Raw genomic sequence first — 16455 nt, 5'->3', positions numbered from 1 at the left:
AAAAGATTTAGTATGATGAAATTTAACCAGATATTGCCTGTAATTGCTATCTATGTTGTAGCGTTAGGCGGATGCAGTAATACTACTCCTGATTATTCAGAATTTTATAAAGACCCGGAAACAGTAAAAGAGGAAGACCCGTCTCTAAATGATAATCAAATCAAAGTCATGTCGTTCAATATCCGGTATTACAACAATGACAAAGATACGGGAGACAAGTCATGGGAAGCTCGTACGGCAGCTTTTATTCCGATGATCGGAGAACATAAACCGACGGTGATCGGTATGCAGGAAGCGCGGCCGCCACAACTGAAGTGGCTGGAAGAGAACTGGAAAGATTATGGATATGTAGGTAAGGGACGCCGTGCTAATAATGCCAACAATGATGAGTTTGTTCCTATCTTTTATCGGAAAAAGGCTGTTGAACTAGTCAAGTGGGATTGTTTCTGGCTTTCCGAAACTCCGGATGTTCCGGGTTCTCTAGGATGGGACAGCAGCGTTCCTCGTATAGCAACATGGGCAATCTTCAAACACATAGCTTCCGGTAAGAAATTCTTCTTTGTCAATACTCACATTGATGTACGTTCTACTATTGCTCCGGGCAAGTCGATGGAAGTGATTGTGAATAAAATGTCCGAGCTCAATCCGGAAGGATTGCCGATGTTGCTGACTGCCGACTTTAACAAGCAGATTGACAGCGATATTTTTGACGGAGTTAAAACGTTTATGACTAACGTGCGTCTATCGGCTCCGATCACAGATTCGAAATACTCTTATACAGGTTTTGGCACTGCTAATCCTTATATTGTAGATCATATCTTTTGTACAGGCTTTAAGGCCTTGAAGTTCGAGACGATCGATAAAGTTTATCAGAATATCACTTATATTTCTGATCATTATCCCATCATCGGTAAATTGGAATATGTGAAGTAATGAAACGATTATCTAAATTTACAGAAACGCAATGAAAAGAATTATATATTTATTGGTAGCTGTTATCGGTCTGTTGGTTGGGTGTACACCTGATGAAGAGACATGGGTACAGGCTGGATTCACTACAGATAGGGAATCTTATGAGATTGGTGATCTGATTACCCTGACAAATACGTCGACGGCGGAGAATGCTCAGATTGCAGTTTGTAAATGGGAATTTATGGGTAAAGTTTCTTACGAACTGACTGCTCCCGAACCATTTAGAGTAGAGGAGGGCGGAGACTATCTTTTTCGTCTGACTGTTACTTCGGATCGCGGTGCGATGAAATCAGTCTTTGAAAAGACAATAAAAATAATAGATGACGGTGTCCGCCCTACGGCAGACTTCAGTTGGTTGCCCGAACGAATTGTAGCGGGAGAAGAGGTTGCTTTTACGGATCAATCGAAAGCAGCGGAAGGGTCTGAGATTGTCAAAAGAGAATGGACGTTCGGTGCTATCCTTTCTACAGAGGAAAACCCGAAAATGACTTTCGGTTCGCATGGAAAAATAAATATATCGCTGACCGTGACGGACAATAAAAACAGGAAAGATACGAAGACTGTCACAGTGGATGTGGCCAAGGGTGCAGGTAGTCTTGGCGTGTTATGGTCTCATTCTTACGATGAGCAGGGAGTAGTGTACGGCACTTCTCCGGCAATAAGTGCAGATGGTCAGTATGTATATGTTTCTTCCAGCAATTATAATCTGGTTTGTTTCACGAAATCCGGTGAACGGACTTGGGGATTTGATTGTGGGCAGAACGATGAACCGAACCGAGGTTCTGACTATCAGCATCCGACTCCTACGGTAGATTCCGATGGAACGGTGTATGTGGCTGTCGGAGACAATACTACCAAGGCGGGGGCGGATGCATCCAAATCTGCCAGTCTATATGCTGTAAAAGGTGGTGCAGACGGTGGTACGCAGTTGTGGTTTACAGCAATTGGGGCAAAATCGAGTATGCGTCCTTTCGGTGCTCCGGTCGTTACGGATCAGTATGTGATGATCCTGACGAATTCGGCTCCAAGTACAGATGGAAAACATTTCCGTATTTATGATAAGGTATCCGGGATGCTTAAATATGCGGAAAAAACGTCTTCCGGAAGTTATGGCGGTTGTGTGGGACTGAAAGATGGCAGAATACTTGTTAATACGGGTCAGAGTAGTGGACGATCGTATGGTACACACACCTTCTTCCCGAAAGGCAATAGCTGGAGCAAGTCGTCTAATGAGCAGAATTATGCTCCGAATGACCAGCCTAATGGTAGCCAGATTGCTGTTGGTGCAGATGGGAAAGCATATATTCTCTGTCATAACCTGGGAGTGCGGATATCGACTGATGAGACAAAAGCATTGGTTTATTGTTACGATACCAAGAAAACGACTGAAGGTAAAGTTTCAACTCCTGAATGGTATACTGCCGTGAAAGGAGAAAATAAACAGACCGGTTATGGCTTGGTTGTTGATGGAAATGGGGTGGTGTATGTAGCTACTAACAAATACATTACTGCTATATCTTCTACAGGTTCCGTTTTGTGGGAAACGGAAGTGGCGGGTACTGCTTATGGCGTTCCTGCTATAGATAATGAAGGATATATTTACTATAATGATGCAGAAAAAGGTTCTTTGGTGAAACTCGAACCGGCTACCGGAAAAGCAATCGCTTCACTCCAGCTTGGAACCGAACTGAAATCATCTCCCACTATATCTGTTGACGGCACAATCTATGTGACTGGTATGCTGGAAGGAAAGCCGACTCTATTTGCTGTTGAAGGAGCGGCGACAGGCTATGCAGCCAATGCCTGGTCGCAGATGGGCGGTAATCCGAGTAAGAGCGGATATATGTATTAGTTTTTTATTCATACAGACTTTTTATTAGTAAGTTTCTTTTTTCGTCGGAGCAAGGCAACGCCTGCTCCGATGAGAAAAGATTGACTGTGCATTTACAAAAGGCTTATAAAATGTAGATAAAGTGAAAAAAAGGAACTTTTTAATATTATTGCTGTTGAGTGGGTTGTGGCCTGTCATCGGTGTGTCTGCGCAAGATGTCTGGAAAATAACTGCCGGGCAGATTGAGCCCTCGTCCTATTATGGAATAACGGTGGCTAACGGTATGCTGGGCTTAGTCTCTTCCCCCGAACCTTTGAAGATTTCCCGTGTCGTATTGGGAGGACTTTATGATATCTATGGTAAGGGGAGAGTGAACAATTTCTTGCATGGCATCAATATGCTCGATACGGAATTGCAGATAAACGGCACTACGGTGAAAGCTTCTCAAATATCCGGTTATCAACAGACTTTGGATATGCGTCAGGGAGTGTTTTGCGGAGAGTTTGATTATCAATCGCTTGCCCGTGTTGAATATCAATATACGTCATTACGTCATTTACCTTATTCGTGTTTGCTGCGTGTGCAGATTATTCCGAAAGAAAACATAGAAGTAACTGTGGCGAATATACTGACGGTGCATGAGTCGTTGCGTAATCCGCAGGAGTCTTTCAACCGGATTTTCAACGGAAAGACAGCGATTGATTTCTGCACGTCGATCGCAAAATCTCCGACCCGGGAACTTGAAATCGGGGCTTGTTCATCGTTTGTTTTCGACGATTCTTTTCCCCGTCCGGAAGTCTGCCATCGGAGCGCACGCGGAGTCGGGGTACATACACAAGAATTTACGGTCCGTTTGCAGGCTGGCCAGCCTTACACTTTTTCGATTATCGGAACGACACTTTCCTCTGCCACTCATGCCGACGTCAAGAATGAAGTGGAACGGTTGACTGCATTTGCAGCAGTAGAAGGTGTAGAACGATTATGGAGCAAGCATATCGCTGCATGGGATCAGCTTTGGGAAAGCGATATTGTGATTGAGGGCGATCTTCAGTCGCAACAAGATATTCACAGTATGCTTTATCACACGTATGCTTTTGTGCGGGAAGGTTCGGGATTGTCCTGCTCTCCGATGGGGCTTTCGGGTTTCGGTTACAACGGGCACGTATTCTGGGATGCTGATACGTGGATTTTTCCGGCTTTATTATTGCTGCATCCCGAACTGGCGGAATCAATGATAGAGTACCGCTATCAGCGTTTGGATGCAGCCAGGCATAACGCTTTCATGCATGGGTATAAAGGGGCCATGTACCCGTGGGAAAGTAGTGATAAAGGAAATGAGGATAATACAGTAACCAACATTTACGGTCCTTTTGAAAATCATATTACGGGAGATGTAGCTATGGCAGCCTGGCAATATTATGCTGTGACGCAGGATTTGGAATGGCTTCGTCAAAAGGGATTTCCCATTCTTAGCGCCGCTGCCGAATACTGGGTAAGTCGTTCGGAACCGAATGAAGCGGGAGAATATGAAATCAGGAACGTGATTGGAGCGGATGAATGGAATCAGAACCCTCAAGGAGGAAAGAACGTGAATAATAATGCTTATACAAACGGTGTCGCGAAATCCACTTTGGAAGCTGCCTGCAAAGCAGCCAGACTGTTGAATGTAAAATCAGACCCTATGTGGACAACTGTGGCGGAGAAACTTTGTTTCCGGAAACTTGCCAATGGAGTAACGGCGGAGCATGACACGTATGACGGGGCTGTAACGAAACAAGCCGACGTCTGCTTGTTGGCTTTCCCGTTAAAGCTCGTTACGGAAAAAGAGCAGATCCGAAAGGATTTGGAATACTATCTGCAGACTGTTCCGAGAAAGAAGACACCTGCCATGTCGAAGTCTATCTATTCTATTTTGTTTACCCGCTTGGGAGATCGTGAACGTGCATGGCATTACTTCAGAGATTCCTATCTTCCCAATCTGAATCCGCCATTCCGGGTAATAGCCGAGTTTGATGGCGGTACGAATCCTTATTTTCTGACAGGGGCAGGCGGTGTATTGCAGTCTGTATTGATGGGATTCGGTGGATTGGATATTACGGACAAGGGAATTGTTGCCGGAAAAGGAGCAATCCCTGATGCATGGAAATCTCTTACTCTGAAAGGAATAGGGCAAGAGAAAAAGAATTATATCATTAAATGAATTGACGGAATATGAGATTTCTTGTTTTGCTCAAAAGAGTTCGGATACCTTTTATTTAAGTTCGTTTATTTATTGCTTTTTTATTTGTTACTCTTTGATTATTATTCTGCGCCATTATGCTTTTTACAATACAAATGCCGCTATTTCAGTTGACAGAGCAATAGTCTTGTCTTTCTAAAGATATATCTGCAAACTAAAATAACCCATATTTTGTTGTCTTTATACAGTATTGAGTTTTTAGCAAATAAATATATAAATAATGATGAAGATGACAAAGAACTTATTGTTAGGGGTTGTTGCCGTATGTGGCAGCACTTTTCAGGCTGTAGCTTGTACGGGAATCTCGCTGACATCCCGTGACGGCAGTTATGTGCAAGCCCGTACGATTGAATGGGCGCGCGGTGTGTTGCAAAGCGAGTATGTGATTATTCCACGTGGTCAACAGCTCACGTCATTCACTCCTACAGGTGTCAATGGACTAACGTTTACGGCAAAATATGGAGTGGTTGGTCTGGCTGTTGTACAAAAAGAATTTATTGCCGAAGGAATCAATGAGGCCGGACTTTCGGCCGGACTATTTTTCTTTCCTCATTATGGGGGATATGAAACGTATGATGCTGCACAGAACCAGCGGACACTGGCAGACCTTCAAGTGACGGAGTGGCTGTTGGCGCAGTTTTCCACTATCGACGAGGTGAAGGCAGCCCTTTCTTCTGTACGTGTTGTAGGATTGGAAAAGACAGCGGTAGTACATTGGCGTATCGGTGAACCGTCGGGGCGTCAGGTTGTGTTGGAAATTGTAGGTGGTGTGCCGCATTTTTATGAGAATGAAGTAGGAGTATTGACGAATGCCCCCGGTTTTGAATGGCAACTTACAAATTTGAACAATTACGTCAATCTTCATCCGGGTGACGCTTCCGTGCAAAAATTGAGCGGTATTACGTTGCAACCTACTGGTGGCAACTCCGGTTTTCTCGGCATTCCGGGTGATGCCACGCCTCCTTCGCGGTTTGTGCGTGCGGCCTTTTACCGGGGGACAGCTCCGCAACGTGCCACAGGCTTTGATACCGTGCAGCAATGTTTCCACTTGCTTAATAATTTTGATATTCCTATTGGTATAGAACATTCACAGGGTGATATTCCGGATATTCCCAGTGCTACGCAATGGACCTCAGCTATCGACCTCACGAACCGGAAGGTTTATTATAAAACAGCTTATAACAATTCGATACGTTGCATTGACTTAAAAGCTATTGATTTCTCAAAGGTGAAATATCAATCACAACTGTTGGATAAGATACAGGAGCAGCCGGTTGAAATGGTTAAGATTCCCCGGTAAAATATGGAACGGTATGGAGGTGCTCTTGTATAATAGTTGCTCGCATTAAGAATGCTCTCAAATAAATGTTGGTGACGTTTTACCCTCACACCCTCACCCTTTGTGCTCAATCCATTTATTCATCGGGGTTACAGGTGTGAGGGTAAAGGTGAGAGTAGGTGAGGGTAACTTTTTACTCTCACTCTGTCTCGTCATGATTTGAGTTGACCAATCTTATTCCGTTTTCACACTAACTTCTTTATTCTTACCATAATATCCACTTCCCGGCACATAAATCGGCTGCATGGCTCCACCCATATTTTTCAATTTACCCTCGTCGCGCAGACGTCGGATATGTCGCATGGCTGTACTTCTTGCCATTCCGCAAAGATATTGGAAGTCATGTCTTCGCATAAATGGATGAGTACGGAAGTACTGAGTCAGTTGCAGGTCAATTTCTTCGTTTGTCAGTTGGGTGAAATCCAGTCCTCCTTTGAGGCTTTTCACTTTAAGCACACCGAACTCGTTTTTCAATGTCTGGTCGGCACGAAACTGAATGGCCTTTAGCTTCACTTTGGTCACTTTCCGTTTTGTGTCTACCGTTACAGGTTCCGTGGTTGTCAGGCAGGGATGGAAATAACCGATGCCGTCCAGATGAACTTGGCGTCCTTCCGCCAATTCCTGTCCCATGATGTGCGAAAGCGCATCAAGTACGGCTGTGACGTCTGTTTCTGTCAGTGAACAACGTTCTTGAATACGTCGGCGCAGTACGTCGGTCCCTGTGGAACCGTTGTATTTGATGCGCGGATGCAGGGTGTTTCCGTTTTCTCCCTGCTGTTTGTTTGAAGGCTTCGGGTCTTCATACCAATCGAATAATATTGCCATAGCTCTATATTTGTTTTAAATGAACTGTTCTTGTTATGTATTCTCTTAGATAGTAATACATTAATGCTTAATGTTTCTTTTGTTAAGCTCTAATGCTTTGCAAGGGCTCACCCATGTGAACAAGGCTGTTTACGTCTGTAGACGTTTTTATTTACAATTGATAGCCTGTTTGTTCACACGGGTGAGCCCTTGACAACTACTAAGCAAAGATACATAAATAATAAGGCAAATGCAAATAATATGCAGGTATTTATCGGATAAAATGCTTGTTTACCGGAAGATAAAAGCGTATCTTTACAGGAATTAAATAGGTAGATGTAATTGTAGAAAAAATAGACAAAAATAGGATGAAAATTACTTTAATCAGACAAGACAACGGGAGCGGAAAAGAGACTCTTAGCGTTTGTGAGGCAGGCACATTATTCGACAAGATGAAAACGGAAACAAAGGCGGGGCATATCACGGCTTTGCGGGGAATCATACCATTGCTGGAAGGTACGTATGCCCGATACGAACATATTGATAAATTGCCATACATCTATTCTGCTGTGGAATATACCCGTACCAAAGAGGGCGAACGGAAGATGAAGCGGTATAACGGATTGGTACAGTTGGAAGTGAGTAGGCTGGCGAGCGGCTCGGAAGTGGAATTTGTGAAGCGACAAGCGGCGCTTTTGCCACAGACTTTTGCTGCTTTTGGTGGTTCGAGCGGGCGTAGTGTGAAGATATGGGTGCGCTTCGCTTTGCCGGATGACGGAGGATTGCCGACCAAGGAAGCGGAGGCGGAATTATTTCATGTTCATGCTTATTGGCTGGCTGTGAAATGTTATCAGCCGATGTTGCCTTTCGATATTGACTTGAAAGAACCGGTTTTGGCACAGAGATGCCGTATGACGCTGGACGAATCTCCTTATTATAATCCGGATGCGGTGCCGTTCTGCCTGGAACAACCGCTTACGATGCCGGGAGAAGAGACTTTCCGTCAGCGGAAACTGGGAGAGAAAAATCCGTTATTGCGGTTGCAGCCGGGATATGAGTCGGCGCAAACATTCACGAAGATTTATGAAGCGGCCTTGAACAGGGCACTTCAGGAAATGGAGGATTGGAAACGTGGGGACGACTTGCAGCCTTTATTGGTTCGCCTTGCCGAGCATTGTTTCAAAGCGGGGCTTCCCGAAGAGGAAGCGATACGGCAGACGATGATTCATTATTATCGCGAAGAAGAAGAGCAGGTGATCCGTTCGATATTGCATAATCTTTATCAGGAATGTAAGGGATTCGGCAAGAAAAGCAGTATCAGTAAAGAGCAGGAGACGGCTTTTCTGTTGGAAGAGTTTATGAAACGTCGGTATGAATTCCGTTACAATACGGTGCAGGACGATTTGGAATATCGGCAGCGCGATTCTGTTCACTTTTGCTTTAAGCCGGTGGATAAACGGGTGCGCAACAGTATTGCGATCAATGCTTTGAAGGAAGGCATCAGTGCGTGGGACCGTGATGTGGATCGTTTTCTGAATTCGGAATGTGTTCCTTTGTATAATCCTGTGGAGGAATATCTTTATGAGACAGGTCGCTGGGACGGGAAGGACCGTATCCGTGCATTGGCTGGTCTGTTGCCTTGTGATAATCCGCATTGGCAGGAATTATTTTACCGCTGGTTTCTTAGTATGGTGGCGCATTGGAGGGGAGTCGATCGGCAGCATGGTAATAATACTTCGCCTTTGCTGGTTGGTTCGCAGGGGTATCGTAAGTCTACATTCTGTCGCATTATTCTGCCGCCGGAGTTGCGTTTCGGCTATACGGACAGTATTGATTTTAAAAGTAAACAGGAGGCGGAACGCTATTTGGGACGTTTTTTTCTGATAAATATTGATGAGTTCGATCAGATTAATGTCAGTCAGCAGGGGTTCTTGAAGCATTTGTTGCAGAAGCCTGTGGCGAATCTGCGTAAACCATACGGTAATACGATTCGGGAAATGAGGCGTTATGCTTCTTTTATCGGTACCAGCAATCAGAAAGATTTGCTTACCGATCCTAGCGGTAGCCGCCGTTTTATTTGCATTGAGGTGACGGCTCCTATTAATACGAATGTTACGATTAATTACAAGCAGCTTTATGCTCAAGCGATGGAGGCTATTTATAAAGGTGAACGTTATTGGCTGAATGATGAGGATGAAAACATATTAAAACAGACTAACCGTGAGTTTGAACAGGCGAGTCCGCTGGAACAGCTGTTCCACTGCTATCTTAATCCCGTAGAAGAGGAAATGGAAGGCGAATGGCTGACTGCCATGCAGATTTTGAGTTATTTACAGACGAAAACACGGGATAAACTGGCTATTAATAAGGTAGGACAGTTTGGGCGTGCACTTCAAAAACTGAATATTCCTTGCCGTAAGTCTCGTAAAGGGACGCTTTATCATTTGATGAAAGTAGAGTAATTGATAAAGGTGGTGTGAAAGGGGGCTTTGTCAACCAAAATCAGGACGAGACAGGGTGAGGGTAAAAAGTTACCCTCACCTACCCTCACTCTTACCCTCATCACTGAAAGGACGATGAATAGGGGGATGCAGGGAAAGTGTGAGGGTGTGAGAGTAAAGTGTGTGATAAAGTATATTGAGAATGATTGATTATATGGAGGAGTGGGAGGAGAGATTGTCTTTTCTACGTAAAAATAGCAATTTTCGGGTCGTTTATTTGTGATGCGTATAGTAATTTTGCAGCATTGGAAATAAGAGTGCGAGTGTAAAAACGAAAATATTATTAGCTGTTATTTCAACTGTAAATATAATAAACGTATCTTTGGAAGTATGGGAGATAAAACGAATGTAACCTCTGTTATGAATGAGCAAAAAACGCTTGACTATGCACGCATTGCGCAGGCAATCGGGTATATAAGGGAGAATTTTAAAAGGCAACCGGGATTGGATGAGATTGCCGGGGAAGTGGCGTTGAGTACGGCGCATTTCCAACGTATGTTTACGGAGTGGGCGGGAGTTAGCCCTAAGAAGTTCTTGCAATATACTAGTATTGAATATGCCAAGAGAATCTTGAATGAAACTCATGCGTCTTTATTCGATGCGGCACAGGAAACAGGGCTTTCCGGTACGGGCAGATTGTATGACTTGTTTGTAAATATAGAAGGGATGACGCCGGGCGAATATAAAAACGGAGGTGAAAGTCTTTCTATCAATTATAGTTTTGCCAAAAGTCCTTTCGGTGAAATCTTCATTGCGTCTACCGATAAAGGTATTTGTTGTATGGAGTTTGTAGACGATCATGACGCGGCTTTTAACTCTTTACGGAAGAAGTTTCCTAATGCAAAGTTTACCTCGATTGTGGATGAAGTGCAGCAAAATGCTTTATTCATCTTCACGCAGGACTGGAGTAAACTCAAAGAAATAAAATTGCATCTGAAAGGTACTGGCTTTCAACTAAAGGTATGGGAAACCTTACTGAAAATTCCTGTCGGTGGCTTGACTACTTACGGAGATATAGCCGTAGGAATCAATAATCCGAGAGCTTGCCGGGCTGTTGGAACGGCTGTCGGTGAGAATCCCGTAGCTTTCCTTATTCCGTGTCATCGGGTCATTCGTGCTTCCGGTGAGTTGGGAAATTACCATTGGGGAGAGATTCGCAAGACTGCAATGATTGGTTGGGAGGCTGCAAAAGGTGAGGTAAAGAGGGGATTATAGGAAAGAATGAAGGTGATTTTAGTTCACATTCTTTTTAGTGCAATGCTGTTTCTTATATTATTAATATATAACTAATTTGATTATGAAATTATTGGTATTCCTTGCTAAAGGGTTTGAAACGATTGAGTTTAGTGCTTTTATAGATGTTATGGGATGGGCAAAGACGGATTTTGATTGTAAAATAGATGTTGTGACCAAAAAGTGATTAGTTCTTTCAATGTTCCTGTTTTGGTGGATAAAGTCATGGATGAAGTGTCTGCAGATGAATATGACGCGCTTGCGATACCCGGCGGATTTGAAGAATTCGGATTCTATGAGGAGGCATATAATGAACAACTTCTGGAATTGATACGACTGTTTGACTCGCAAAAGAAATGGATCGCAACAGTCTGCGTGGGAGCTTTACCTGTTGGGAAAAGTGGAGTGTTGAACGGTCGGAAAGCAACAACTTATCATCTTAGGGGTGCTCATAAACAGAAAGTGCTTCAGGGATTTGGAGCAACTATCGTAAATTCTCCCATCGTGGTGGATGATAATATCATAACTTCTTATTGTCCTCAAACATCATACGGGGTTGCATTGCTTTTATTAGAGAAGTTGACCTCTCATAAAGAAATGGTTTTAGTGAAAGATGCTATGGGATTTTAATAAGTTGCATTTAAGCACTGCACTCGGTTTTGAGTTCGCTATGGATGATGCTTCTCACTGCTTTTTCATGTTTGAATAAATAATAATAAGTGCTTGCGGTAAGAAAAGCCAGAAACCGGATATTGGTTCGACTATGCAACCGATTATGGTGAACAGTAGAATGAAGTAACCTAAAAATAAAGGTGCCGGTTTTTGCTCTTTTCTGATATAGTATTGAAGTGTCTCTCCCCAAAGAATAAGTATTATTCCGCAGATTAGGAACCAGAAAGCAAAGCCCAGGTTATGATTTTCTCCAATAGAGTCTATTAATCCATTGTTAAGCATTTCCGTAAAAGCTTCTTTTCCAAGAAATAGCGCATAAATGGTATGAATGATTCCTGTTGCTGTTAAAAGTGTTCCACTATATTTCCAAAGTTTCATGTTCTTGCCTTTTTAGTATTTTATTGGGATGTACACTTCTACAGAATTTGAAATTTAATCCGTTTTAACATATCATCCGGTTCTTAATAAGTTGCTCGATAACGCAAATATAAGTAATCATGTAAGATTCCCAACGTATGATTTCGACATTTGTGTTTGTTTTAGATTCTTTATACTTGCTCATTCGTTTTCTTGTTGTGATATCTGTGGACATGAGTTGCTTTATAAATATCCTTTAGTTCTTCTTTATTGTATTGAAAATTATATCTTTGTATTTCAGATAGTTGGATTTATGGAGTTTATAAAAGAGGCTGGCGTTTCACCACAAAAAAGTATGGATATTAAGAATGATAAGATCACAATAAAGCCTTTGCGTGATAAAGATGTAGGCATTTTCAGTAAATGGTTGGCTAAAGAATATATTTATAAATGGTTCTGCCCTGACGGAGAAGAACATAAAATGGCTTGGTTGGATGAGGTAAATAATAGAAATACCCAATATCATTATATGAAACATTTCATTGTTTATTATAATGATAAAGCCATTGGCTTTTGTTTATACTTGGATTGTTATTTTGAAAAAGAATATATACCGGAACATTACGGAAAAACTGTCGATGAGAAAGAGACAGTCTTTGAAATAGGTTATCTCATAGGCGAAGAGGAATATTTGGGTAAGGGCATCGGGAAGATTATTGTAAAGAAGCTGATCGGGGAAATTGCCGAAATAGGAGGGAAAGAGATATTGGCTGACCCTGATGAGGCTAATGTTTTATCCATAAGAACATTGTTAAGTAATGGATTCGTAAAAGTAAAAGATTGCGATTATAGGTATTGTCTTAAATAGATAAGAAAACTTCTTTTGAAAGAAGTTTTCTTATACGGCCATTCTATTTATTATTTGAATACAAAGTTGCTCAATAGATAACTCAAGAAGTTACCATAAATGATTATCTTTTATCTGACTTGTAAACTCATTTATGGCATCATATCTCAGCTTCGAAACAGAAGAGTTTACTTTCGCTATTTTCTTCGTTAAAAACCTTTCGATGAAATTCATTTTGTCAAACTGAAACTCACCACCTAAAATGGCTTTGGGAATCGATAATCTCTGTAAGAACTCCGGGAAAGCCTTGTTCATTTCTTCCGCTTCTTGTTCTTCGTTCATACAACAGATGAACAACCCTATTACTTTTTGCTCTAATAACGGTTGGTTATTGTGACAGAATTGAGTAACTTTTCGGTTTGGAGAGCCCGCATAAATAGCTGTTCCAAGAATTATTCGATCGTAAGTTCGGATATCAGGTCTCGGACACTCCTTTAATGAGATGTAGTCAACTTTATTAGTCAACTTTTCTCCGATAAGGTGTGTTACTCGCTCGGTAGTTCCATGTTTTGAATAATATATGATAGCTGTTTTCATTTTCAACAGGCATAAGCGGTTTAAAATAGCCGTTAATAAGTGGCATGGTTATCCTCTGTAAAGGTAGAGACTTTATTCTGACTAGCAAACAGTTTTCGATATAATTAATCTATACCTTGTTTTTCTCATATTTGAAAAGTATGTTCCCCATCTCAAAACGAGACAGGGAGCATTCCTTAATTTATAATAATGTACAGGTGTATAATCCGCAAATCCAAATTTCCGCCGAATCCGGAACGAAGCGTTCAATTTTCAGGCAAAAGAACAAAACGAAGCGTTCAAAAAATAGGCTGCACACAACACTTATAAAGCCGGAACAAAAGGTAAATGAAGACCTCTGTTCCGGCTTTGTTCTTTCATAAGAACACTTTTAGAATGGCATTCTAATGCAAATCGAGCAACTTATTTAAGCAGCCATTTTATCAATGTAAGAATCTTGCTTTTTGAATAGCATTATATCTGTGTATCCTGAAGAATAATTCATGTGGGCATTGAATTCTCTTTTTGTGCAGCCTTCAAATGGATTTCCGATGGTTTTATTTGCCCCGATCCACTCACACAATTCAATTATAGATGATTTGTTTGATGTAAAATAAACGAATGAATGACCTTCGAGGACTTTTAAAACATCTAAGTAATCAGACATACGCCAATACATGTTGTACGTTCCTACATCAGTGGATAGATAAGGAGGATCAATTAAAAACACCACTCCAGGTACGTCCTTATATTGATTATAGACCTCTTTGTAGTCGCATGAAACGATTTCCAGCCCTTCTAAATAGTCCAATGATTCAGGGTATCCATTCTTACGGATATTGTTATAAAGAACTTCCTTGCTCATTTCCTCCACAGACAACTTATATTTCATAGAGAACATAAGGGATGACGATAGAGTAATGAAGTCCACGTACCCCACACTCGCTTCCTCTTCTTCAATACGCTTTAAAACGCATTTCCTCAGCTTTCCTTTGATTGCCTTATGTTTGGGTACCGAATCCCCTACCAGCGTTCTAATGTCGGCTAAAAGCTTGTTTGTATGTGGAATATGAGCCAGCCTAAATCGGTAGTTATCAAAATCGTTATAGACAACAGTGGAAGTTGGTTTCATTCTTTTGGTAATATGGGAAAGTAACCCCGAGCCACCAAACAGATCCACAAAAACGGTATCATCAGGAAACTGGTCCAATACCTTTATAAATTCTTTGGCAAACATTCTTTTTTGGCCCACAAATGGCAGCGGTGCCGACAGATTCATTTTCGTCATACGTTCAATTCAAATTTAATATTTTCAACTCCGGATAACAGTTCCAGAGTCCGGTCAATGTTATTTTCATATATATGCACATTCCCAAGGTTAAGAGTTATGGATTTCAAAGGAAGTTCCACCTGCCTTGCCATCAGATAAAGATGATAAATATCAGCCGGAAGCCCAAGGTTGGCATCAGAACTGCGCTGGTATGCGGATAATACCAGTTCCCCCTCTTCAATCTGGAACTGCACAAGGCTCAGGCAGGGTGCCTGGTTGCTTTCCACCCCAGTCTCTCCAAGGAACAGAACATAGTTCTTGCTGTTGCGTTTTTCCTGGTTAATCTTGGCTATAAGGGGTGGAAGCTTTTCAAAGTAAGTGGGGTAGCTATTCACAAGGGTATGGCCACAATAGTCCCACCAGGTAATACCTGCCTCCTTATATCTTTCCACATCCCGAATACCCTGCATAAACAGTTTCAATTCTTCTTTCAGTTTCTTTCTGGCTATCCCATGGCTTTCAAATATATCAAGTAAATCAGCCGGGGTCAGCATAAGCCTTTCATTCAATAGGTATTTGATACAGCCTTTCTTGTTGGTTTGGGTCTTGCCCGTTTGGAGTATCTTGTCTAATGTCTGGTAATACTTATTCATAAGCTATTGATTTTTGTCTGTGCAAAGTTAGCCCCATCAGACAACACAAGGTATCTCCGGCACATCAATCACACTGCACCGAGCGTGCAGTGCTTTCCAAACCGTTTGATAATGTCATACACCTTGCGTTCGCTTACAGAATATTTATTTGCCAAAAACGCCACTGCATAAGTGGTCTTCTCACCCCGGTTTTTCATGACCTCATACTCCGTATATAAGTCTATGAATCGAAGGTCATCCTGCTTGCCGCCCAAACTTATAAGCATTTCAAGCGGTTTTCTATTGAATTTAAGTGCTTCAAACAATGTCATATCCAATCATTTTTGTACTTTTGCAATGCCAATCATTTATTTAATGCGTAAAAACGCCACGAGAGTGCGGCAGAGGGCATTGCCCCCGGTCGCGCACTCTCGTGGCGTTTTGTGTTAATAAATGATTGGCGTCTATATTAACAGGCCGGGGGCTTTTTTTATCCCTCCCCCGAAGGGATTATCAATCATTTAATCCGATATAAATCCAAATTGAACTTATCTTTCTTTTCCCAGCCTTCAGCCAGAACCTTCTGAATATACCTTACCGCTTTCGTATAGAAGTCTTTCAACTCATCTAACCGACTAAAAGTATGGTATTCGGGCTGTTCATCCGAACCAAGTTTAAACGTCACCGGTAGGGTTTCTCCGCCCGTCTGAACGGCCAAATCGTATGCTGCCTTATAATTGTACTGATTCTCCGTAGAAAGCCATACAGGGGCACCATTATAGGTGAATCCGGACAGGATAGCTGCATCAGTCTGGCTGTTATACCAGGACATAACCAATGTGCGGATTTCCTCATCAGTGGGCTTATGGCCGAACTCCTCTTCCATGTAGGAGGCAGAGCCGTTCTCTTTCTCCTGCACATCCCAGCGGATGCGCCATTTGTCTTTTACCGGGTTCGTGCATTCCATCAGCGACACACCGGCACTTCCTTCAACTCTTTTCATGTAAACACGTATTTGGTTCTACCTTTGCCGAAGGTCTCTGTCTTGATGGTCGTTTCAAACGGAAAGCCATCCGGCATTTCTTTCACTTGTGCGAGAATATTCTTCATTTCCTCGCTGTTGGTGAAGAACTTCTTCGCCTCGCCGTTCACTTCGATGGCCACAATACAGCGGTCCTCTCC

Annotated in this window: 14 protein-coding genes and 2 pseudogenes; 8 read left to right on the top strand and 8 right to left on the bottom strand. The window is 42.3% G+C overall.

What is annotated here, in order from left to right:
• Positions 1-12: 12 nt before the first annotated feature.
• The 4 genes from LPH68_RS19220 to LPH68_RS19205 all read left to right on the top strand — a co-directional run bounded on the left by LPH68_RS19220 (position 13) and on the right by LPH68_RS19205 (position 6342).
• Positions 13-933 carry an endonuclease/exonuclease/phosphatase family protein gene (locus LPH68_RS19220; protein WP_230297062.1) on the top strand — a complete coding sequence of 307 codons (921 nt, stop codon included), beginning with the start codon at positions 13-15 and terminating at the stop codon, positions 931-933.
• Between the two features lie 31 nt (positions 934-964).
• Positions 965-2824 carry a PQQ-binding-like beta-propeller repeat protein gene (locus LPH68_RS19215; protein WP_151923386.1) on the top strand — a complete coding sequence of 620 codons (1860 nt, stop codon included), beginning with the start codon at positions 965-967 and terminating at the stop codon, positions 2822-2824.
• A gap of 121 nt (positions 2825-2945) precedes the next feature.
• Entirely contained in the window at positions 2946-5003 is a 2058-nt protein-coding gene (locus tag LPH68_RS19210) for a glycoside hydrolase family 65 protein (protein WP_151923387.1), read from the top strand.
• 259 nt (positions 5004-5262) lie between these two features.
• Positions 5263-6342, top strand: coding sequence for a linear amide C-N hydrolase (locus LPH68_RS19205; protein ID WP_151923388.1), 1080 nt, complete (start codon positions 5263-5265; stop codon positions 6340-6342).
• 213 nt (positions 6343-6555) lie between these two features.
• Here the strand turns inward: LPH68_RS19205 and LPH68_RS19200 are convergent, their stop codons facing one another.
• Positions 6556-7206, bottom strand: a complete 651-nt coding sequence (locus LPH68_RS19200) for an HU family DNA-binding protein (protein WP_004309082.1) — start codon at positions 7204-7206, stop codon at positions 6556-6558.
• A gap of 347 nt (positions 7207-7553) precedes the next feature.
• Here LPH68_RS19200 and LPH68_RS19195 point away from each other — a divergent pair, with 347 nt between their 5' ends.
• From LPH68_RS19195 to LPH68_RS19185, 3 genes and pseudogenes are all read left to right on the top strand, one after another.
• Positions 7554-9647, top strand: coding sequence for a BT4734/BF3469 family protein (locus LPH68_RS19195; protein WP_074705888.1), 2094 nt, complete (start codon positions 7554-7556; stop codon positions 9645-9647).
• A 399-nt stretch (positions 9648-10046) separates the two neighbouring features.
• Positions 10047-10901: a methylated-DNA--[protein]-cysteine S-methyltransferase gene (locus LPH68_RS19190; RefSeq protein WP_151923389.1), complete on the top strand. Its 855-nt coding sequence runs from the start codon at positions 10047-10049 to the stop codon at positions 10899-10901.
• A gap of 82 nt (positions 10902-10983) precedes the next feature.
• Positions 10984-11549 (top strand): annotated as a pseudogene (locus LPH68_RS19185) (DJ-1/PfpI family protein).
• 54 nt (positions 11550-11603) lie between these two features.
• Here the strand turns inward: LPH68_RS19185 and LPH68_RS19180 are convergent.
• Positions 11604-11969, bottom strand: coding sequence for a DUF6463 family protein (locus LPH68_RS19180; RefSeq protein WP_074910975.1), 366 nt, complete (start codon positions 11967-11969; stop codon positions 11604-11606).
• A 334-nt stretch (positions 11970-12303) separates the two neighbouring features.
• On the opposite strand from LPH68_RS19180, the gene LPH68_RS19175 reads away from it, so the two are divergent.
• Complete coding sequence (locus tag LPH68_RS19175) at positions 12304-12816, top strand: GNAT family N-acetyltransferase (protein WP_074705883.1); 513 nt, start codon at positions 12304-12306, stop codon at positions 12814-12816.
• Between the two features lie 90 nt (positions 12817-12906).
• Here the strand turns inward: LPH68_RS19175 and LPH68_RS19170 are convergent, their stop codons facing one another.
• The 6 genes and pseudogenes from LPH68_RS19170 to LPH68_RS19145 all read right to left on the bottom strand — a co-directional run.
• Positions 12907-13392: a flavodoxin domain-containing protein gene (locus LPH68_RS19170; RefSeq protein WP_117684730.1), complete on the bottom strand. Its 486-nt coding sequence runs from the start codon at positions 13390-13392 to the stop codon at positions 12907-12909.
• 406 nt (positions 13393-13798) lie between these two features.
• Positions 13799-14659, bottom strand: a complete 861-nt coding sequence (locus LPH68_RS19165) for a DNA adenine methylase (RefSeq protein ID WP_227239227.1) — start codon at positions 14657-14659, stop codon at positions 13799-13801.
• On the bottom strand, positions 14656-15294 hold the full coding sequence (locus LPH68_RS19160) for a thymidylate synthase (RefSeq protein WP_227239226.1): 639 nt from the start codon (positions 15292-15294) through the stop codon (positions 14656-14658). The genes LPH68_RS19165 and LPH68_RS19160 overlap by 4 nt, the downstream gene beginning before the upstream one ends.
• Before the next feature lie 68 nt (positions 15295-15362).
• Positions 15363-15605 (bottom strand): hypothetical protein, encoded by a 243-nt coding sequence (locus tag LPH68_RS19155; protein ID WP_227239225.1) that lies wholly within the window; start codon positions 15603-15605, stop codon positions 15363-15365.
• A gap of 185 nt (positions 15606-15790) precedes the next feature.
• Positions 15791-16276, bottom strand: a complete 486-nt coding sequence (locus LPH68_RS19150) for a hypothetical protein (RefSeq protein ID WP_227239224.1) — start codon at positions 16274-16276, stop codon at positions 15791-15793.
• A pseudogene (locus LPH68_RS19145) lies at positions 16273-16455 on the bottom strand (hypothetical protein); the annotation flags it as partial. The gene LPH68_RS19150 and the pseudogene LPH68_RS19145, both read right to left, overlap by 4 nt.

The sequence above is a fragment of the Bacteroides sp. 1_1_30 genome (assembly GCF_020982715.1).
Classification (GTDB): domain Bacteria; phylum Bacteroidota; class Bacteroidia; order Bacteroidales; family Bacteroidaceae; genus Bacteroides; species Bacteroides xylanisolvens.
Note: the sequence above shows the minus strand (reverse complement) of the source record. Positions and strands in the feature narration are given on the sequence as shown.